The organism is Sphingopyxis sp. BE235, assembly GCF_031457175.1.
Classification (GTDB): domain Bacteria; phylum Pseudomonadota; class Alphaproteobacteria; order Sphingomonadales; family Sphingomonadaceae; genus Sphingopyxis.
Genome location: NZ_JAVDWC010000001.1, coordinates 60,460 through 78,220 on the forward strand (window position 1 = coordinate 60,460; position 17,761 = coordinate 78,220).

Sequence of the window (17,761 nt, forward strand, 5' to 3'; positions counted from 1 at the left end):
CGCGAACCATGGCGAGCCTGCTCCACGATATCCAGCATCATAGCGTGACGATCGCGGCGCCGCTGCCGCTCGACAGTGGACAGGTGCTGGGCTCGGTGACGATCGCCTATCAAAGCTATGGCGCGCTGAACGCTGACAAGTCGAATGCGGTGCTGATCTGCCACGCGCTCACCGGCGACCAATATGTCGCGAGCGACCATCCGGCGACGGGCAAACCCGGCTGGTGGGCGCGCATGGTCGGGCCGGGCAAGCCGATCGACACCGACCGGTTCCACGTCATCTGCGCCAATGTGCTCGGCAGCTGCATGGGGACGAGCGGCCCCGCCTCGCCCGATGCGGCGACCGGCGCGCCGCTCGGCATGGCGTTCCCCGTCATCACGATCACCGACATGGTGCGTGCGCAGGCGATGCTGCTCGACCATCTCGGCATTTCGCGGCTTCATGCCGTCGTCGGCGGGTCGATGGGCGGCATGCAGACGCTCGCCTGGGCCGCGACCTATCCCGAACGCCTCGCCTCGGCGCTCGTCATCGCGAGCGCGGCGCGCCATTCGGCACAGAATATCGCGTTCCACGAGGTCGGCCGGCAGGCGATCATGGCCGATCCCGACTGGCAGGACGGCCAATATTACGGCAGCGCGCGCGCGCCGACCAAGGGTCTCGCGGTCGCGCGTATGGCGGCGCATATCACCTATCTGTCCGAAGAGGGACTGACCGAGAAGTTCGGCCGCCGCCTGCAGGCGCGCGACATCAAGAGCTTCGGCTTCGATGCCGATTTCCAGGTCGAATCGTACCTCAGGCACCAGGGGCTGGCCTTCACCGACCGCTTCGACGCCAACGCCTATCTCTATATCACGCGCGCGATGGACTATTTCGATCTCGCCGACCCGCACGACGGGCGGCTTGCGGGTGCCTTCGCCGCCGCAAAAGACGTGCGCTTCACGCTCGTCAGCTTCGACACCGACTGGCTCTATCCGACCTCCGAATCGCGCCGCGTCGTGCAGGCGCTGCAAAGCGTCGGCGCCGCGGCGAGCTTCGTCGAACTGTCGGCACCCTTCGGCCACGACAGCTTTCTCCTCGACGTCCCGGCGCTCGACCGCCTTGTCGCAGGATCCCTGCTGGCAGGTCTGGCATGAGCGAAATCTATCGCCTGTCCTTCGACCCGTCCGACATGCAGGTGGGCGCGATCCACGCCTTTCTGACGCAGAGCTATTGGGCCGAGAATATTTCGCCCGCGACCGTCGAACGCGCCATCGCGGGGTCGCTGTGCGTCGGTATCTTCGCGCCGGGCGGCGAGCAGGTCGGCTTTGCCCGCGTCGTCACCGATCGCGCGACCTTTGCCTATCTGGCCGACGTCTATGTCCTCGCGGCGCATCGCGGACACGGCCTCGCTGCGCGCATGGTGACCGCGCTGCACGATCATCCCGATCTGCAAGGGCTGCGGCGGTGGATGCTCGCGACCAGCGATGCCCACGGGCTTTATGCCGCACTCGGCTGGACTCCGATCGACGACGCCAAGCCGTTCATGCAAAGGCACTTCCCCAACGTCTACAGGCAGGCCGGACGATGAAACTGCGCCCCGATCTGGCGATCATTGCCGATGCCGTTCCCCGGGCGTCGCGCGTGCTCGACGTCGGCTGCGGCGACGGCGAATTGATGGCGGCGCTCCAGAGCAAGGGGGTCGATACGCGCGGGCTCGAAATCGATCCCGACAATGTCACCGCCGCGATCGCGCGCGGCCAGTCGGTCGTACAGGGCGACGCCAACCGCGACCTTGCCGACTATCCCGACGACGCCTTCGACTATGCGATCCTCTCGCAAACGCTGCAGACGACCGAGCGCCCCGACCGGGTGGTCGACGAACTGCTGCGCATCGCGCCGCGCGCCTTCGTCAGCTTCCCCAATTTCGCGCATTGGCGCGTCCGGCTTGCCTTGCTGTGGAACGGGCGGATGCCGGTGACGCGGCTCTTGCCCGTCGCCTGGTACGAAACGCCGAACATCCACCATGTCACGGTCAGCGATTTTCGCGATCTCGTGCGCGCGAAGGGCATCAAGGTCGAGCGCGTCTGGCACCTGTCGGGCGACAGGCCGGCAAGCGACGCCGCCGCCAGCTGGCGCGCCGAACATGCGATCTTCCTGATTTCGCGCTAAATCAATCCTGCTTCTTCAGCCCGTTCGCGAGCAGGTCGTTGGCGATCCGCGCGATCTCCGAAATGTCGCTCTCGGTGTCCCACAATCCGTAGCGCATGCCCAGAAACACGTTCATCCCGCCGATCGCCCACGCGTGGATCTCGCTGACGTCATCGCGGATTTCACCGCGCGCCGCACCGCCCTCAAGCCGCTGGCGGACGCGCGCGACGGTCGTTTCATAGTGGCGGCGATAACTCGCATAATCGACGAACTCGGCCTCGTCGATGATGCGGTAGATCTCCTTGTTCGCGCGCACGAAGCCGAGGTAGGATTCGAGCCCGATGCGCTCGGCGCTGATCTCGTCGGGCGCCGCCTGGACGATCGGCGTGACATGGTCGCGTAGCCGTTCGCTCATATAGCGGACGAGCGCCTGGAAGATTTCCTCTTTCGAATCGAAATAGGTGTAGAAACTGCCGAGCGCGGTCCCGGCGCGGCGCGTGATCGCGCTGATCGACGCTTCGTGGAACCCGCGTTCGCCGAATTCGATCGCCGCCGCGTCGAGCAGCTTGCGCAGCGTCCGCCGCCCGCGCTCGGTGCGCGGCGTCTTGTCGCGCGCGTCGCCCGCGCCCCGTTCGGTTTCGGCCTGCCCCGTTTCGGCCCGTCCCGTTTCGCTCTGCGGCTGATCCATGACTGCCTTTCCGTCTCCCCTCCGTCCGGCTCCCCCTGCATCGTGGCATTTCCGCACCACTGGCAAGCAAAAAGCGACAGAGTCATATTCCAAGTTGAAACTTGGTTCATGTTTCATTATTGGATGCGGCGCGGCTTGGCAAGCACCAGCCCAAGAAAAGCAAACAGGGTGGCGAGGGGTCACCCGCCACATGGGAGAGTCATATGCGTCCTTTCGCCCGCCCGCTGCGTCGTGCCATCCTTGCCACCAGCGCGCTTTCCATGATCGTCTTTGCTCCCGCGGCTTTCGCGCAGGAAGCGGGCGCGACCGACGCCGGCGATAACGAGATTATCGTGACGGCACGCCGCCGCGACGAACGCCTGATCGACGTTCCTGTCGCGATCACCGCTTTTTCGGGCGAGGCACTGGCAAAGGCCGGGGCGCTCGACATCACCGACGTTGCCCAGACGACCCCGAACACCACGCTCGAGGTTTCGCGCGGCACCAATTCGACGCTCAGCGCGTTCATCCGCGGCGTCGGCCAGCAGGATCCGGTGTCGGGTTTCGAACAGGGCGTCGGCATCTATCTCGACGACGTCTACCTCAACCGCCCGCAAGCCGCGGTGCTCGATATCTATGACGTCGAACGCATCGAAATCCTGCGCGGGCCGCAAGGCACGCTCTATGGCCGCAACACGATCGGCGGCGCGGTCAAATATGTGACCAAGCAGCTGCCGGAGGAATTCTCACTCAAGATCAAGGGCACGCTCGGCACCTACGACCAGGCCGACCTCGTCGTGACCGCAAGCGCACCGATCGGCGACCTCTTGCGCGTCGGCGGCTCGGTCGCGCGCCTGTCGCGCGGCGGTTTCGGCGACAATCTCACCACCGGCCGCGAAAATTACAACAAGGACGTCTGGGCAGGCCGCGGCACGGTCGAACTCGGCGGTTATGGCGCGCCGGTGCTGATCCGCATTTCGGGCGATTACAGCAAAGACAAGAGCGATCCGCGCGGCGGCCATCGCCTGATCCCGTCGCTGCTGACCAACGCCCCCGTGCTTGACGATGTGTTCGATAGCCGCGGCGGTCTCAACGATCCGAAACAGGAGATCGAGGCATATGGTCTGGCGATGAATGTCACCGCCGAACTCAGCGACACGGTCACGATCCGGTCGATCAGCGCCTGGCGCAAGGACACGTCGGCGACCCCGATCGACTTCGACGCGCTTCCCGGCGTCGATATCGACGTTCCCGGCTTTTACTACAACGAGCAGATCAGCCAGGAATTCCAGCTGCTCTACGAAGGCGACAAGCTGAAGGGTCTGCTCGGCTTCTATTATCTCGATGCGACCGCCGACACGTTGTTCGACGTCCGCATCTTCAACAACCTCGCAGGCCTCACCGCCTTTACCGAGGCCGATGTCGACACCCAGACCTTCGCGGTGTTCGGCGACTTCACCTATGATTTCAACGACAAGCTCAGCCTGTCGGTCGGCGGCCGTTACACGTGGGACGAACGCGAAGCGTCGATCCTGCGGCAGAATTATCTTGGCGGCGGTTCGCCGGTGTTCGGCGGCGCGGGCGTCGCATTCGGCGCGCCGGGCACCAATTTCAACGGCAAGCGCGACTTCAAGAAATTCACCCCGCGCGCGTCGCTGTCGTTCAAGCCCACCCCCGACCATAATTTCTACGCGAGCTATTCGCAGGGTTTCAAGGGCGGCGGGTTCGATCCGCGCGGCGTCGGCGTCAACGCGCCGGGCGCCATCCCGGGCCGGCCGACCGACGCGGAAATCGCTTCCTTCCTGAGCTTCCGCCCCGAAAAGGTCGAAAGCTACGAGGTCGGCTACAAGGGCAGCCTGATGGACGGCGCGGTCAATGTCGCGCTCGCCGCCTTCTATGCCGATTACACCGACGTCCAGATCCCGGGATCGGTCGCCTGCACCGTCAGCGGCCTGCCGAGCTTCTGCGGTGTGGTCTCGAACGCCGGTAAGGCGACCTTCAAGGGTGTCGAATTCGAGGGCCGCGCGCGGCTTGGCGAGGACCTGGCGACCGCAGGCGACCGGCTGACGCTGTCGACCGCGCTCGGCTTTATCCAGGCCGATTATAAGGAATATATCTCGAACATCCTCGTCGGCGGGGTCAACACGCCGACCGATGTTTCGGATTTCCGCGAGGTGCAGAACACCCCGAAATGGACCGCCAGCGGCACCCTCGCTTACTCGACCCCGATCGGCGACGGCGATTTGAGCTTCGGCACAACCTTGTCGTACCGCAGCAAGACCTATCAGTTCGAAATCCCGAACCCCTATATCGACCAGAAAGGGTTCGCTTTGTGGGATGCCAGCCTCGTCTACACCGCGCCCGACGACCGCTGGAGCCTCGGCGTGTTCGGCAAGAATCTGACGAACAAGGAATATAAGACCTCGGGCTATACGTTCGTGAACGTCAACCCGGTCACCGGCGCGATCATTCCGGGCGCGAACGGCTTACCGACGTCGGCGCTGGGCCGCGAAGGCACGCTGACCGCCTTCTACGGCAATCCGCGCCAGGTCTTCGTGACCGGCACCGTCAAATTCTGATCATCGGATAAGGGGGAGAAAGGGGCGTCCGTTGCGGCGCCCCTTTTTCTATGGGCTGAGCGGAGGCGCCCCGGTGCGCGCAACCATCCGCTCACCGTCGATGACGATCGGGCTGGCGAGCCCGTCGACGCTGGCGCCGTCGGGGCGGAAACGCATCCCGCGCGCCTGAACCTGCGGATCAGCAAAAACGCTCGCGATATCGTTGATCGGCCCCGCCGGCACCCCTTCGGCCTCGAGCGCCAGCGACAGCGGTAGCGCGTCCCATGTGGCGATCTTCGCCGCCAGCAGCGGGATCAATTCGGCGCGATTCGCAAGCCGCGCCGCATTGGTCACGAAACGCTTATCGTCGGCCCAGCCGGGCTCGCCCAAGATCACACATAATTTACGAAACTGGCCGTCGTTGCCGACCGCAATCACCAGCTGCCCGTCGGCGGTCGCGAACGCCTGATAGGGCACGACATTGGCGTGCCCATTGCCCATCCGCCGCGGGGAAACGCCACTCGCGAGATAATTGGCCGCCTGATTGGCGAGCACCCCGACCTGGCAATCGAGCAGCGCCATGTCGATATGCGCACCCCCACCCTGGGCATCGCCTGTGGCGTCACGCCGCCGCAGCGCCGCGAGAATCGCGACCGTCGAATACATGCCGGTGAAGATGTCGGCATAGGCGATTCCCGCCTTTTGCGGCGCGCCGTCGGGCTCGCCGGTCAGCGACATCGCGCCGCCCATCGCCTGGATGATGAAATCATAGCCGGCACGGTGCGCATAAGGCCCGGTCTGCCCAAAGCCAGTGATCGAACAGACGATCAGGCGCGGAAAGTCGGCACACAAGCTCGCCGGATCGAGGCCATATTTGGCGAGCCCGCCGACCTTGTAATTTTCGATGACGACATCGGCGTCGGCGATCAGCGCGCGTGCTGCGGCCTGCCCCTCAATGGTCGCAATGTCGATCGCCACGCCTGTCTTGCCGCGGTTGGTGCTGTGATAATAAGCGGCGCCGAGATTCTCGCCGCTCTCATCCACAATGAACGGCGGGCCCCAGCTGCGCGTATCGTCGCCGGCGCCCGGCCGCTCGACCTTGACCACCTCGGCACCCAGATCGGCGAGCAATTGCCCGCACCACGGCCCCGCGAGCACCCGCGCCAGTTCGACGACGCGGATGCCCTCTAATGGCTTAGGCAAAGGCCGAAATGCCGGTGATCGCGCGGCCAAGAATCAGCGCATGGACGTCGTGCGTGCCCTCATAGGTGTTCACCGTCTCGAGGTTCACCGCATGGCGGATCACATGATAATCGGCCGAGATGCCGTTGCCGCCGTGCATATCGCGCGCGACGCGGGCGATATCGAGCGCCTTGCCGCAATTGTTGCGCTTGAGCAGGCTGATCGCATCGGGAATCAGGCGGCCTTCGTCGATCAGCCGGCCGACGCGCAATGCGGTCTGGAGCCCCAGCGCGATCTCGGTGAGCATGTTGGCAAGCTTTAGCTGGACGATCTGGTTCGCCGCGAGCGGCCGCCCGAACTGCTTGCGTTCGCCGGTATAATTGCGCGCCGCTTCGTAGCAGAATTCGGCGGCGCCCATCGCGCCCCAGCCGATGCCGTAACGCGCGCGGTTGAGGCAGCCGAACGGGCCCTTGAGACCCGACACATGCGGCAACAGCGCATCCTCGCCGACCTCGACCGAATCCATCACGATCTCGCCCGTCACCGAGGCGCGAAGGCTCACCTTGCCCTCGATCTTCGGCGCCGAAAGCCCCTTCATCCCTTTTTGGAGCACGAAGCCGCGAATCGCGCCGTCATGCGCCTCCGACTTCGCCCACACGACGAAGACGTCGGCGATCGGCGAGTTGGTGATCCACATCTTCGCGCCCTTGAGGCGGTAGCCACCCTCGATCTTTTCGGCGCGCGTGCGCATGCCGCCCGGGTCGCTGCCCGCATCGGGCTCGGTCAGGCCGAAACAGCCGACGAGTTCGCCCGAGGTCAACCCGGGCAGGAACTTCCGCTTCTGTTCCTCGCTGCCATAGGCGTTGATCGGATGGATCACGAGCGAGCTTTGCACCGAACAGGCCGAGCGATAGCCCGAATCGACGCGCTCGACTTCGCGCGCGATCAGCCCGTAGCTGACATAGTTGAGCCCCGCGCCGCCATATTCGGGGTCGATCGTCGCGCCGAGCAGGCCGAGCGCGCCCATTTCGGACATGATCTCGCGGTCGAAGCGCTCGTCGAGAAACGCCGAGGTGACGCGCGGCAACAGCGCATCGGTCGCATAGGACCGCGCCGTATCGCGAACCATCCGCTCCTCTTCGCTGAGCTCGGCGTCGAGCTGGAGAGGATCGAGCGGGTCGAGCGCTTCGATGCGCTGCGGATCGGCGAGGGCCATGGAACGGGCTTTCTCTCTAAACGGCGGGCAGCCCTACCGGATTGCGCGCTATGGGGTCGGATCGGCCGCGTTGCGGGCGATCGCGGCAGCGGGGCTGTCGCGCGGCTCCAATATCGCCGCCGTCTCGATCAGGTCAAGCGCACGCCGTGCCTCATGATAGCGCCGCGCATCGATCACCCACTCCCCCGCAACCTCCGACCCGGGCATCGCCTCGACCTCGGCGATCGCGAGGTCGGCTTGCCCGGCCGCGAGATAGCGCCGGGCGCGGTCGAGCCGTTCGGAGGCGCGCGGCGACTGCGTTCCGGCGGCACGCACCACGAACAATTCGCCGAGTTCGCGGCGCAGCCCGGTCCACAGGCTGCCGCTTCCGTCGCCGCCGCGCCCGACAAGCTGCGGCCCCATCGCATCGAGTTCAGCGCGCAGCTGTTCAAGCGTCACCGGATCGCGCGACGTATCGATGATCGTCTTGACGGCGTTGGGCTGGTCGTCGCCGAAGCGCAGCCGCAGCTGCGCGTCGAGATAGCCCAATGACAGCCCGCGATCGAGCGCGCGGCGCACGGCAAAGGCGACGAGCAGCCCCTCGGCGCGCGATGCGTTGCCCGACGCCGATTCGGCCTCGAGCGTGATCCGCGACAGGCGCTGTTCGAGTTCGGCGACGCGCGCCGCGAGCGCGTTGGCGCCGTCGATCGGCGCGACCATCAGCGGCGGCGCGTTAGCCCCGCTTTTTGCGGCAAGCGGATTGGTCGCCCCCGCGGGCGCCGCGACCATTTTCGCGGTGGGTGGTAAGTTGTTGCCCGTCAGCCAGCGATTCACAGCCCATCCGCCGCCGGCGATACCGATCAGAAGCAGCAGGAAGGCACCGATGGCGAGAGCGCGAAACGATAGTCCCCTTTCGGGTACTGCCTCGTCCGCCGACGAGGACGTGTCGATGCTGTCGATTGCCATGTTTCTCTTTCGAACGACCCTATTTTGCACCCTTGTGCCACAAAGCACGCGCTTGTGCCAATATTGCGACATCGTCGGGCTGTCCCGCGATGGCCAGATCGCGCCAGCCGTCGCCCGCCGCAGCCGCAGCCGCAGGGCTGATCGCGACAAGCGACAGGTGCGCGCGCGCACCGCCGACGAGCTGCGAAATTCGCTGGGCGGCGCGCGCCGAATGCGCGAGCAGGATCGCGGGGGCGGCGATCAGCGCGTCCCATTCGGCCGACACCGGGGCGGGATCGACGGCATAGCAGGGCAGCGCGGTAATCATCGCCCCCCGTGCGTCGAATTCCGACCGGTCGGAGCCGCAAAGCCAAAGAATATTGTGGATATTTTCTGACGTCATATCGTCAAGAAGCCGCTGTGCGCCCGATGATCCGGTCATCGCCACCGTCAGGCCCGCCGCCTCGGCCGCCCGCGCGGTCGCTGCGCCGACGGCATAGACGGGCAGCGACGCCAGCTCGGCCAGTCCCCGCCCCGCCAGTCTTGCGGCAAAGGCGCTGGTCAGCAGCAGCGCGTCGAAATCTGCAGCAGCCGGTGGGCTCCAATCGAGCGAGCGCGCGGCAAAAAGCGGCATCGCGCGGGCGTCGAACCCCAGTTTTTTGGCCCGCTCGACCGTCGCTGCATTACCCGGCTCGGGTCGCGTGACGATCAGCGGCGGGCCATCGGTCATGCCGCGAACAGGCTCCGCACGCTCTCGGGCGCCTCGCCGAGCAGGCGATGCGCCAGCGCCGCGGGCGCATCGGAATCGGCAACAAGAATGTGCCCAGCGGCATGTTCGGCCCCATCGTCGGAGAAAATCTCGGCATCGAGCCGCAGCGTGCCGTCATCGCGCCAATGCGCATGGGCGGCGACGGGCGAGCGGCAGTCGCCGCCAAGCGCCGCCAAAAACGCGCGCTCGGCCGCAACGGCAAGATGCGTCGGCGCATGATCGATCGCCGACAGCAGCGCGCGCGTCGCCGCATCGTCGGCGCGGCATTCGATCCCGATCGCGCCCTGCGACGCCGCGGGAAGCAGCAGGCTCGCCTCCTGTATCAAACCGACGTCGTGCATCCCCAGCCGCTCAAGCCCCGCCGCCGCGAGCAAGGTCGCATCGGCATCGCCCGCCGCAATCTTCGCGAGCCGCGTCGCGACATTGCCGCGCAGCAGCACTGTTTCGAGGTCGGGACGGATCCGCTTCACCTGCGCGGCGCGGCGCGGGCTGCTCGTCCCGAGCCGCGCGCCCTGCGGCAGGTCGGCGATCGTCGCCGCCTTTATTCCCTCGCGCACCACCAGCCGGTCGCGCGGGTCGGCGCGTTCGAGCATCGCGCCGAGGAAAAAGCGCGCGTCGCGGATCGTCTCGACATCCTTCAGCGAATGGACCGCGATATCGATCGTCCCGGCATCGAGCGCCGCATCGAGCTCGCGCGTCCACAACGCCTTGCCGCCCACCTCGGCGAGCGCGCGGTCCTGGATCTTGTCGCCCGTCGCGGTCATCGGCACGATTTCGAGCGCCGCCATATCGATGCCATGGCTGGCAATCAGCGCCGCAGCCGCCATATGGGCCTGAGCCATCGCGAGCGGCGAGGCCCGGGTGCCGATACGCAGCGGGTTTTCGGGGGTCGGAAGTCTATTCATCGTCCCGCTGCTAGAGCATTTCCAGAAAAAGTGGGAACCGGTTTTTCGACTGGAAATGCTCCGACATCATCAGGAGCCTTTTTAAAGGCTCCGCCGCGGCTTGCCCTGCCGATAAAGGGGCGGGTAAAGGAACGCGCAATAATATGACCCTGATCCTCGGCCTTGAATCGAGCTGCGACGAAACCGCGGCAGCGCTCGTCGACAGCGATCGGCGCATTTTGGCGCACCGCGTCGCGGGGCAAGAGGCCGAACACAGCCCCTATGGCGGCGTCGTTCCCGAGATCGCGGCGCGCGCGCATGTCGACCGGCTGGCGCCGATCGTCGAGGGCGTGCTCGCCGACGCCGGCGTGTCGCTTGGCCAAGTCGATGCGATCGCCGCGACCGCCGGGCCGGGGCTGATCGGCGGGGTGATGGTCGGGCTCGTCACCGGCAAGGCGCTCGCCCACGCGGCGAACAAGCCGCTGATCGCGGTCAATCATCTCGAAGGCCATGCGCTCAGCCCGCGCCTCGTCGAACCCGGCCTCGCCTTTCCCTATCTGCTCCTGCTCGTCTCGGGCGGCCATTGCCAGCTGCTGCTGGTGAAGGGCGTCGGCGACTACCGCCGCCTTGCGACGACGATCGACGATGCCGCGGGCGAAGCCTTCGATAAGACCGCGAAGCTGCTCGGCCTCGGCTATCCCGGCGGCCCCGCGGTCGAGCGCATCGCGAAGGAAGGCAATCCGCATGCCGTCCCGCTGCCCCGCCCGCTCGTCGGCAGCGCCGAACCGCATTTCTCCTTTGCGGGGCTCAAGAGCGCCGTCGCGCGGGCCGCCGCATCGGGTGCGCACAGCATTCCCGACCTCGCCGCCTCGTTCCAACAGGCGGTCGTCGACTGCCTCGTCGACCGCAGCCGCATCGCGCTCGCCGCCTGCCCCGATGCGACCGCTTTCGTCGTCGCGGGCGGGGTCGCCGCCAATGGCGCGATTCGCGGCGCGCTGACCGATCTCGCGGCGCGATTCGACAAGCCTTTCGTCGCGCCGCCGCTCTGGCTCTGCACCGACAATGGCGCGATGATCGCCTGGGCGGGCGCCGAGCGTTTCGCGGTCGGCCTCACCGATCCCCTCGATACCGCCGCGCGCCCGCGCTGGCCGCTCGACCCCGAGGCCGAAGCCGTGCGCGGCGCCGGAGTAAAAGCATGACAGGTGAAAGCATGACGTCATATGCCAGATTCGGCGTGATCGGCAGCGGCGCGTGGGGCACCGCGCTCGCGCAGCTTCTCGCCGCCGATGGCGCCCCCGTCCGTCTGTGGGCGCGCGAAGAGGATATCGTCGCGGCAATCAACGCCGAGCATCGCAATCCGGTTTTCCTTCCCGGCGCCGCGCTCTCGCCCTCGCTGACCGCGACCGGCGCGCTTGCCGATATGGCCGATCTCGACGCGCTGCTCGTCGTCGTCCCCGTGCCTTTCCTGCGCGCGGTGCTCGCCGAACTGCCGCCGGGCGACGCGCCGCTGATCTTTTGCAGCAAGGGCATGGAGGCGGGCAGCTTCGCCTTTCCGATCGACATGGCGCGCGATCTCGCGCCGTCGCGGCCGCATGCCGTGCTCTCCGGCCCGACCTTCGCGCACGAAGTCGCCGCGGGTCTGCCGACCGCGATCACCCTCGCTGCCGCCGACGCCGATCTCGCGGCCGGGATAGCGCAGGCGCTCGCACGCCCGCATTTCCGCCCCTATGTGTCGACCGACGTCATCGGCGCCGAGATCGGCGGCGCGGTCAAGAATATCCTCGCGATCGCGTGCGGTATCGTCGACGGCGCCGGGCTCGGGCTCAACGCGCGCGCCGCACTCATCAGCCGCGGCTTTGCCGAAATGACACGCTTCGGACTCGCGCGCGGCGCGCAGGCCGAAACGCTGGCGGGCCTCGCGGGCCTCGGCGACCTCGTCCTCACCTGCACTTCATCGAACTCGCGCAACTTCGCGCTCGGCCAGGGGCTCGGGCGCGGTGAGGCAGCCGAGATACTGATGGCCGACCGCCGCACCGTCGCCGAAGGGGCGTTCAGCGCGCCCGTGGTCGCAGCCGCAGCGCGCGCCGACGGGATCGACATGCCGATCACCGACACCGTGGCGCGGCTGGTTGCCGGCGAAACGCGCGTCACCGACGCCATTCAGGCCTTGCTCAGCCGCCCGCTGCGACCCGAAGGGCGATGAATATCTTCGCACAATTGCCTGCACTCCCCGGCCACGCTAGACTGACGGTCAGGGCAAAGCAGAAGGGGCGGAAGGCTTGAGCCAGACGGACAGCGCAGCCGCGCCCTCTTCACCTCCCGGCACGCCCCCGGGCGATGCCGACACGGCCGCGCTCGCCAAGGGCGGACGCACCAATTTCTTTGGCTTCATCCTGCGCCTCGTCGCGCGCCTGCCCTTCCTCTATGTCGCGGGCCGCTGGTACGGGCCCGAGGCGGTCGGGCGTTTCGCTTTCGCCGTGCTCGTCATCGAGCTGGTCGCGCAGCTCGCGACGCTCGGGCTCAAGCGCGGCCTCGCCGAACAGCTCAGCGCGCCCGGCGCCGACCAGCGCACCGTCGTATGGGACGGCATGTTCGTCGCCTTTGTCGCGTCGGCGGCCGGGTCATTGCTGCTGGTGCTGCTGCCGCAACTGATGTTCCCGTCGGGCGGCATCGACAGCGCCGATCGCTGGATGGCGCTGCTGGTCTTCGCGATCGCGGGCACCGATATCGCGCTCGCCGCCTGCGCGTATAAATTCGACGTCGGCGCCACCGTTCGCGCGCGCGCGGTGGTCGAGCCGTGGGTGATCAGTATCGCCGCCGCCGGATTCTTCTTCGTGTCGAAGCGCGACGGGCTGATGCTCTCCTATGCCGCCGCGATGCTCGGCGCCTTCCTCACCGCGCTAGTCCCCATGCTGCGTCACTATGGCGGACCGCGGGGATGGCAACCGCATCCCGCGCACCTGATCGCAGTTGCGCGGCGCAACGCACCGCTCGCCGCCGCCGACGCGATCGAATGGGGCACGCGGCGCCTCGATCTGTTCATTCTCGGCCAGTTCACTTCGCCGACGATCTACGGCATCTATTATATGGCGCAGCAGGTCGCCTCGCTGCCGCAAAAGCTCAAGACCAGCTTCGAGCCGATCCTTGGCCCCGTCATCACGCGAAATCTCGCCGAAAAGCGGCTTGCCGCCGTGGCGGCACAAGTGAGTCAGGTCGGTTTCTGGATCATCGCCGCGCAGGCCGGCGTCGCGCTCGCGCTCGGCATTCCGGGCGAAGCGGTGATGGGGCTCGTCGGCCCCGAATTCGTCAGCGGCACCGCCGCGCTCGCCTTCCTGCTGGCCGCCGAGGTCGTCGCCGCAACCGCGGTCGTCAGCGAGGCGGCGCTCGTCTATGTCGCGCGCCACCGCAATTTGCTCATCAGCATCGCGACGCTCGCGCTGCAGGCGGGGCTCAGCGTCGCGCTGATCCTGATCGCCAAATCGATGGGCCTGCCGCCGATCTATTACGCCGGCGCCGTCGCGCTCGCGCTGATGCTCGCACTCGGATTTGCGTCGCTGGTGAAGGCACGACTGCTTGCGCGCATCCTCGGCGCGCCGGTGAACAGCCTGCGCTGGGCGCTCGTCTGGGCAACCGCGGGCGCGACCATCCTCGGCTATGGCGCGACGCAGCTTCCCGAATGGGCCGAGCTCCTGATCGGCGTGCCCTTCATTCTCGGCGTCTATGGGTGGCTGATCTGGACACGCGGCTTCGGCCCGGCGGACCGCGAACTGTTCAGGAAACACCCCGAACCCGCCGCGGCGCCCGCGGGCTGATCCTTAATCGACCGCTTTCTGCGCCGCGTCGCCGACATTCTCGGCGGCATCGCCGACCTTTTGCGCCGCTTCGCTGACCGCGCCGCTCTGCGCCTTGTCGTTGGCGAGGAACTGGAAGGCGAAAAAGGCCGCGACCAGAATCGCGACGAGGAAAATCAGCCCCATCCCAAACCCGCCGCGACGGCGCGGTTCGCGGTCGATCACCGTGGTCGTGTGCGTCGTCCCGTCGGGATCGCGCGTCTCGTGAATTTCGTCGGCCATAAGAATCTCTCCCATGCTGTCTGGCGCATAGGACGCTTCATGGCCGACGAAGGTTCCTATCCCAGCCGTTCGGCGATCTTCGCCTTGAGGTCGGTCTGCGCGCGCGGACCGACCTGCGCGATGATTTCGCGCGCGCACACGGCGCCCATCGTCAGGCAATCGGCAATCGGACGGCCCTGCGCCTGTCCCGACAGGAAACCCGCGGCGAACAGGTCGCCCGCGCCGGTGGTGTCGACGACCGTGTCGATCGGCTCGGCGCCGACTTCGGTGCGCGTGCCGCCGGTCAGCGCGATCGCGCCGTGCGAGCCGCGCGTGACGACGAGCAGCGGCACCTGCGCCGCGACGGCGGCGACGGCTGCTTCGAAATCGTCGGTTTCGGCGAGCGCGCAAATCTCGACCTCGTTCGCGAAGAGGATGTCGAACAGCCCCTCGGCGATCAGCTTGCGGAAATCGGCGCCGTGACGGTCGATGATGAACGCATCCGACAGCGTGAAGGCGACCTTGCGTCCCGCCGCGCGCGACACGTCGATCGCGCGCCGCATCGCTGCGCGCGACAGCTCGGGATCCCACAAATAGCCTTCGAGATAGAGAATCTCCGAATCGGCGATCCACGCTTCGTCGATCATTGCCTGATCGAGCAGATGGCTCGCGCCGAGGAAGGTATTCATCGTGCGCTGGCCGTCGGGGGTGACGAGGATCAGGCAGCGCGCGGTCGGCGCGCCTTCGCTGAGCGGCGGGGTTTCATAAGCGACGCCAAGCGCGCGCAGGTCGTGCGTGAAAACATGGCCGAGCTGATCGTCGGCGACCTGCCCGATAAAGCTGCAACGCTGGCCGAGCGCGGCCATGCCCGCCAATGTATTGGCGGCCGAACCGCCCGACATTTCGATCGCGGGTCCCATCGCGGCATAAAGCCGTTCGGCTTCTTCGGCGTCGATCAGCCGCATCGACCCCTTGGTCAGACCTTCGGCGGTGATCAGCGCATCGTCGGCGCGGGCGATGACGTCGACAATGGCGTTGCCGATGGCGACAACGTCGAAACGGGCGGTGGAGGCCATGAAAAATCCTGTGATGCGTGGAAAAAGCTGCCGCGCGCCTTAGGCGGCGGGGCCCGCCAAGGCAAGCATAACGCTTGACCCGCGCCGCGACGGCCACCATCCCCGGACCATGGCCCGCGCCGTTCATGCTTTTCTGCTCGCGCTAAGGGACTTGCCGCAGCCCCGCGTGATGCGCGTGCTGGCGCAAAGCCTCGCGCTCACGCTCCTGCTCCTCGCCGTTTCGGGCGCCGCGATCTTTTTCGCGACCCGCTGGGCACTGGCGCACTGGAAGTGGCTCGACAAAGCGCAACTCGACATGGCGGGCATAGTGATCGTTCTGGTCATCATTGCGGGAAGCTGGTTGCTCTTCCGCGCCGTTGCGATCGTCGTCGTCGGCCTGTTCGCCGACGGCATCGTCGCCGATGTCGAGGGGCGCCACTACCCCGCCGCCGCCCGGCGCGCCGTCGATGTCGGCTGGCGCCAGAATATCGGCCTCGCGCTGGCTTCGCTGGTTCGGTTGATCGGCGGCAATCTGCTCGCGCTGCCGGTCTACATCCTGCTGCTCGTCACCGGTATCGGAACCCCGATCTTCGCCCTGCTCGTCAACGCATTGCTGCTCGGCCGCGATCTTGAGGCGATGGTGCTCGCGCGCCATCCGGATCGTCCACGGCTCGACCGGCCGGCGCGCTGGTCGCTCGGGCTGCTGTCTGCCGCAAGCTTCGTGGTACCCATCGCCAATCTATTGGCGCCGATTCTGAGCGCGGCTATGGCCGTACACATGCTGCATCTGCGCAATGGGGACCAGAAAAGATGATCGAAAACCGCCGCCTGGCCGCCATCGCCGGTCTCGCTTTGACGCTCGGCGCGTGCGCCGGCCCCGCGATCCCGCGCCCGTCAACCCCATCCGCGGCAACCCCGCCGCCGACAACGGTGGTCCGGCCGGTGCAGAATAATGCGCTGATCGGCAACAGCGCCGATGCGATCGGCCGGATGTTCGGCAAGCCGCACCTCGACGTCACCGAAGGCGCCGGCCGCAAGTTGCAATTCGCCGGGTCGAACTGCATCCTCGATGTCTATTTCTACGCCCCGCGCGCGGGCGCGAATCCCGTCGCGACGCACGTCGATGCCCGCACCCCCGATGGCCGCAACGCCGAAGTGAACAGCTGCGCCCAGTCGTTCCGGCGCTGATCGCCAACCCTTGTCAGGCGTCATGACGCCAGTTCGGCGAGCGCCCAGAGCGCCGCATCGGCGACCATCGGCGATTCATCCTTCGCCAGTCGTTCGAGCACCGGCACAAAACGGACATCCCCGCTGTTCCCCGCCGCGATCGCGGCATTGCGCACCATCCGCCCGCGCCCGATCCGCTTGATCGGCGACCCCGCGAACACCTGCCGGAAATCGGCATCGTCGAGCGCGAGCAGGTCGGAAAGCGACGGCGCGACCAGTTCGGCACGCGGCAGAAAGGCGCGATGCGCGTGCGCGGTTTCGGCGAATTTGTTCCACGGGCACGCCGCAAGACAGTCGTCGCAGCCATAGATGCGGTTCCCGATCCCGCGCCGCAGCGCGACCGGGATCGGGCCATTATGCTCGATCGTCAGATACGAGATGCAGCGCCGCGCATCGAGCCGGTACGGCGCCGGAAAAGCCTGCGTCGGGCACGCGTCCTGACACGCCGAACAGCTGCCGCACGTATCGCGGCCCGGCCTCGACGGCCCCAGCTCCAGCGTCGTGTAGATCGCGCCGAGGAACAGCCAGCTGCCATGATCGCGGCTGACGAGGTTGGTGTGCTTGCCCTGCCAGCCGAGCCCCGCCGCCGCCGACAGCGGCTTTTCCATCACCGGCGCGGTGTCGACGAACACTTTGACCTCGGCGTCCTTCACCTCCGCCACCAGCCAGCGCGCGACCGCTTTCAGCGCCTTTTTGACGACGTCATGATAATCGCCGCCCTGCGCATAGACCGAGATGCGCCCGCGACCCGGATGATCGGCGAGCGCCAGCGGATCGAGCGCCGGGGCATAGCTCATGCCGAGCGCGATCACCGATTTGACCTCCGGCCACAGTCCCTTGGGCGATCCGCGCTGTTCCGCACGGCTTTCCATCCAGATCATGTCGCCGTGGCGCCCCTCGGCGAGCCATTGGTCGAGCCGCGCCGCGGTCTCAGGCGCCGCATCGGCATGCGCGATCCCGAACGCCGCGAAACCATGCGCGCGCGCGACGGCTTCGAGCCGTTCTTCGAGGAGAGGCGTTTCCAGAGGCAAGGCTTCGGCAACCATTGCCGCTCTATACGCGAGCGGCCTTGCCGTGCCATAGTTTGGTGAGCCAAGATT

Annotated in this window: 18 protein-coding genes; 9 read left to right on the forward strand and 9 right to left on the reverse strand. The window is 66.9% G+C overall.

The annotated features are described in order from the left end of the window. Positions 1-8 precede the first annotated feature (8 nt). The 3 genes from J2X38_RS00300 to metW are packed head-to-tail and all read left to right on the forward strand — an operon-like array spanning position 9 to position 2,148. On the forward strand, positions 9-1,133 hold the full coding sequence (locus J2X38_RS00300) for a homoserine O-acetyltransferase (RefSeq protein ID WP_310249877.1): 1,125 nt from the start codon (positions 9-11) through the stop codon (positions 1,131-1,133). Continuing rightward, positions 1,130-1,567: a GNAT family N-acetyltransferase gene (locus J2X38_RS00305; RefSeq protein WP_058539311.1), complete on the forward strand. Its 438-nt coding sequence runs from the start codon at positions 1,130-1,132 to the stop codon at positions 1,565-1,567. Before J2X38_RS00300 ends, J2X38_RS00305 begins: the two co-directional genes overlap by 4 nt. Beyond that, positions 1,564-2,148, forward strand: a complete 585-nt coding sequence (gene metW / locus J2X38_RS00310; protein ID WP_058539310.1) for a methionine biosynthesis protein MetW — start codon at positions 1,564-1,566, stop codon at positions 2,146-2,148. Before J2X38_RS00305 ends, metW begins: the two co-directional genes overlap by 4 nt. A 1-nt stretch (position 2,149) precedes the next feature. Here metW and J2X38_RS00315 read toward each other — a convergent pair whose 3' ends face one another. After that, positions 2,150-2,815 carry a TetR/AcrR family transcriptional regulator gene (locus J2X38_RS00315; protein WP_137891631.1) on the reverse strand — a complete coding sequence of 222 codons (666 nt, stop codon included), beginning with the start codon at positions 2,813-2,815 and terminating at the stop codon, positions 2,150-2,152. A gap of 260 nt (positions 2,816-3,075) precedes the next feature. Here J2X38_RS00315 and J2X38_RS00320 point away from each other — a divergent pair, with 260 nt between their 5' ends. Then, positions 3,076-5,373, forward strand: a complete 2,298-nt coding sequence (locus tag J2X38_RS00320; protein ID WP_310252642.1) for a TonB-dependent receptor — start codon at positions 3,076-3,078, stop codon at positions 5,371-5,373. 48 nt (positions 5,374-5,421) lie between these two features. Here J2X38_RS00320 and J2X38_RS00325 read toward each other — a convergent pair whose 3' ends face one another. Genes J2X38_RS00325 through hemC form a run of 5 tightly spaced genes read right to left on the reverse strand, consistent with a single transcriptional unit; the run spans position 5,422 to position 10,348 of the window. Next, complete coding sequence (locus J2X38_RS00325; protein ID WP_310249882.1) at positions 5,422-6,555, reverse strand: CaiB/BaiF CoA-transferase family protein; 1,134 nt, start codon at positions 6,553-6,555, stop codon at positions 5,422-5,424. Then, on the reverse strand, positions 6,548-7,750 hold the full coding sequence (locus J2X38_RS00330) for an acyl-CoA dehydrogenase (protein ID WP_310249884.1): 1,203 nt from the start codon (positions 7,748-7,750) through the stop codon (positions 6,548-6,550). Before J2X38_RS00330 ends, J2X38_RS00325 begins: the two co-directional genes overlap by 8 nt. Positions 7,751-7,798: 48 nt before the next feature. Further along, a complete protein-coding gene (locus J2X38_RS00335; RefSeq protein ID WP_310249887.1) occupies positions 7,799-8,695 on the reverse strand; it encodes a hypothetical protein in 897 nt (298 codons plus the stop codon). A gap of 19 nt (positions 8,696-8,714) precedes the next feature. Beyond that, positions 8,715-9,404 (reverse strand): uroporphyrinogen-III synthase, encoded by a 690-nt coding sequence (locus J2X38_RS00340; RefSeq protein ID WP_310249890.1) that lies wholly within the window; start codon positions 9,402-9,404, stop codon positions 8,715-8,717. Next, entirely contained in the window at positions 9,401-10,348 is a 948-nt protein-coding gene (gene hemC / locus J2X38_RS00345) for a hydroxymethylbilane synthase (RefSeq protein WP_310249894.1), read from the reverse strand. Before hemC ends, J2X38_RS00340 begins: the two co-directional genes overlap by 4 nt. 143 nt (positions 10,349-10,491) lie before the next feature. Between hemC and tsaD the strand changes: the two genes are divergently transcribed. The 3 genes from tsaD (at position 10,492) to J2X38_RS00360 (ending at position 14,139) form a co-directional block, all read left to right on the forward strand. Further along, entirely contained in the window at positions 10,492-11,526 is a 1,035-nt protein-coding gene (tsaD, locus tag J2X38_RS00350) for a tRNA (adenosine(37)-N6)-threonylcarbamoyltransferase complex transferase subunit TsaD (RefSeq protein ID WP_310249897.1), read from the forward strand. Positions 11,527-11,537: 11 nt separating this feature from the next. Continuing rightward, on the forward strand, positions 11,538-12,530 hold the full coding sequence (locus J2X38_RS00355) for an NAD(P)H-dependent glycerol-3-phosphate dehydrogenase (RefSeq protein ID WP_310249900.1): 993 nt from the start codon (positions 11,538-11,540) through the stop codon (positions 12,528-12,530). Between the two features lie 76 nt (positions 12,531-12,606). Continuing rightward, positions 12,607-14,139: a lipopolysaccharide biosynthesis protein gene (locus J2X38_RS00360; RefSeq protein ID WP_310249904.1), complete on the forward strand. Its 1,533-nt coding sequence runs from the start codon at positions 12,607-12,609 to the stop codon at positions 14,137-14,139. A 3-nt stretch (positions 14,140-14,142) separates the two neighbouring features. On the opposite strand, the gene J2X38_RS00365 is transcribed toward J2X38_RS00360, so the two are convergent. Both J2X38_RS00365 and J2X38_RS00370 read right to left on the reverse strand, forming a co-directional pair. Further along, positions 14,143-14,400: a hypothetical protein gene (locus tag J2X38_RS00365; RefSeq protein WP_310249906.1), complete on the reverse strand. Its 258-nt coding sequence runs from the start codon at positions 14,398-14,400 to the stop codon at positions 14,143-14,145. 56 nt (positions 14,401-14,456) lie between these two features. After that, positions 14,457-15,455 carry an adenosine kinase gene (locus J2X38_RS00370; protein WP_058539299.1) on the reverse strand — a complete coding sequence of 333 codons (999 nt, stop codon included), beginning with the start codon at positions 15,453-15,455 and terminating at the stop codon, positions 14,457-14,459. 109 nt (positions 15,456-15,564) lie between these two features. Here J2X38_RS00370 and J2X38_RS00375 point away from each other — a divergent pair, with 109 nt between their 5' ends. After that, a complete protein-coding gene (locus J2X38_RS00375; RefSeq protein WP_310249909.1) occupies positions 15,565-16,248 on the forward strand; it encodes an EI24 domain-containing protein in 684 nt (227 codons plus the stop codon). Next, positions 16,245-16,622, forward strand: a complete 378-nt coding sequence (locus tag J2X38_RS00380; RefSeq protein WP_058539297.1) for a hypothetical protein — start codon at positions 16,245-16,247, stop codon at positions 16,620-16,622. Before J2X38_RS00375 ends, J2X38_RS00380 begins: the two co-directional genes overlap by 4 nt. A gap of 20 nt (positions 16,623-16,642) precedes the next feature. Here the strand turns inward: J2X38_RS00380 and queG are convergent, their stop codons facing one another. Then, the gene (queG, locus tag J2X38_RS00385; protein ID WP_310249912.1) at positions 16,643-17,707 is read right to left on the reverse strand and encodes a tRNA epoxyqueuosine(34) reductase QueG; all 1,065 of its coding nucleotides are present in this window, start codon (positions 17,705-17,707) and stop codon (positions 16,643-16,645) included. Between the last annotated feature and the right edge of the window lie 54 nt (positions 17,708-17,761).

Coding starts and splice junctions, on each gene's coding strand:
- J2X38_RS00300 (WP_310249877.1), top strand. CDS start 9: ATGGCGAGCCTGCTCCACGATATCCAGCATCATAGCGTGACGATCGCG.
- J2X38_RS00365 (WP_310249906.1), bottom strand. CDS start 14,400: ATGGCCGACGAAATTCACGAGACGCGCGATCCCGACGGGACGACGCAC.
- J2X38_RS00355 (WP_310249900.1), top strand. CDS start 11,538: ATGACGTCATATGCCAGATTCGGCGTGATCGGCAGCGGCGCGTGGGGC.
- metW (WP_058539310.1), top strand. CDS start 1,564: ATGAAACTGCGCCCCGATCTGGCGATCATTGCCGATGCCGTTCCCCGG.
- J2X38_RS00335 (WP_310249887.1), bottom strand. CDS start 8,695: ATGGCAATCGACAGCATCGACACGTCCTCGTCGGCGGACGAGGCAGTA.
- J2X38_RS00340 (WP_310249890.1), bottom strand. CDS start 9,404: ATGACCGATGGCCCGCCGCTGATCGTCACGCGACCCGAGCCGGGTAAT.
- J2X38_RS00315 (WP_137891631.1), bottom strand. CDS start 2,815: ATGGATCAGCCGCAGAGCGAAACGGGACGGGCCGAAACGGGGCAGGCC.
- J2X38_RS00370 (WP_058539299.1), bottom strand. CDS start 15,455: ATGGCCTCCACCGCCCGTTTCGACGTTGTCGCCATCGGCAACGCCATT.
- tsaD (WP_310249897.1), top strand. CDS start 10,492: ATGACCCTGATCCTCGGCCTTGAATCGAGCTGCGACGAAACCGCGGCA.
- J2X38_RS00305 (WP_058539311.1), top strand. CDS start 1,130: ATGAGCGAAATCTATCGCCTGTCCTTCGACCCGTCCGACATGCAGGTG.
- J2X38_RS00380 (WP_058539297.1), top strand. CDS start 16,245: ATGATCGAAAACCGCCGCCTGGCCGCCATCGCCGGTCTCGCTTTGACG.
- J2X38_RS00375 (WP_310249909.1), top strand. CDS start 15,565: ATGGCCCGCGCCGTTCATGCTTTTCTGCTCGCGCTAAGGGACTTGCCG.
- J2X38_RS00330 (WP_310249884.1), bottom strand. CDS start 7,750: ATGGCCCTCGCCGATCCGCAGCGCATCGAAGCGCTCGACCCGCTCGAT.
- queG (WP_310249912.1), bottom strand. CDS start 17,707: ATGGTTGCCGAAGCCTTGCCTCTGGAAACGCCTCTCCTCGAAGAACGG.
- hemC (WP_310249894.1), bottom strand. CDS start 10,348: ATGAATAGACTTCCGACCCCCGAAAACCCGCTGCGTATCGGCACCCGG.
- J2X38_RS00320 (WP_310252642.1), top strand. CDS start 3,076: ATGATCGTCTTTGCTCCCGCGGCTTTCGCGCAGGAAGCGGGCGCGACC.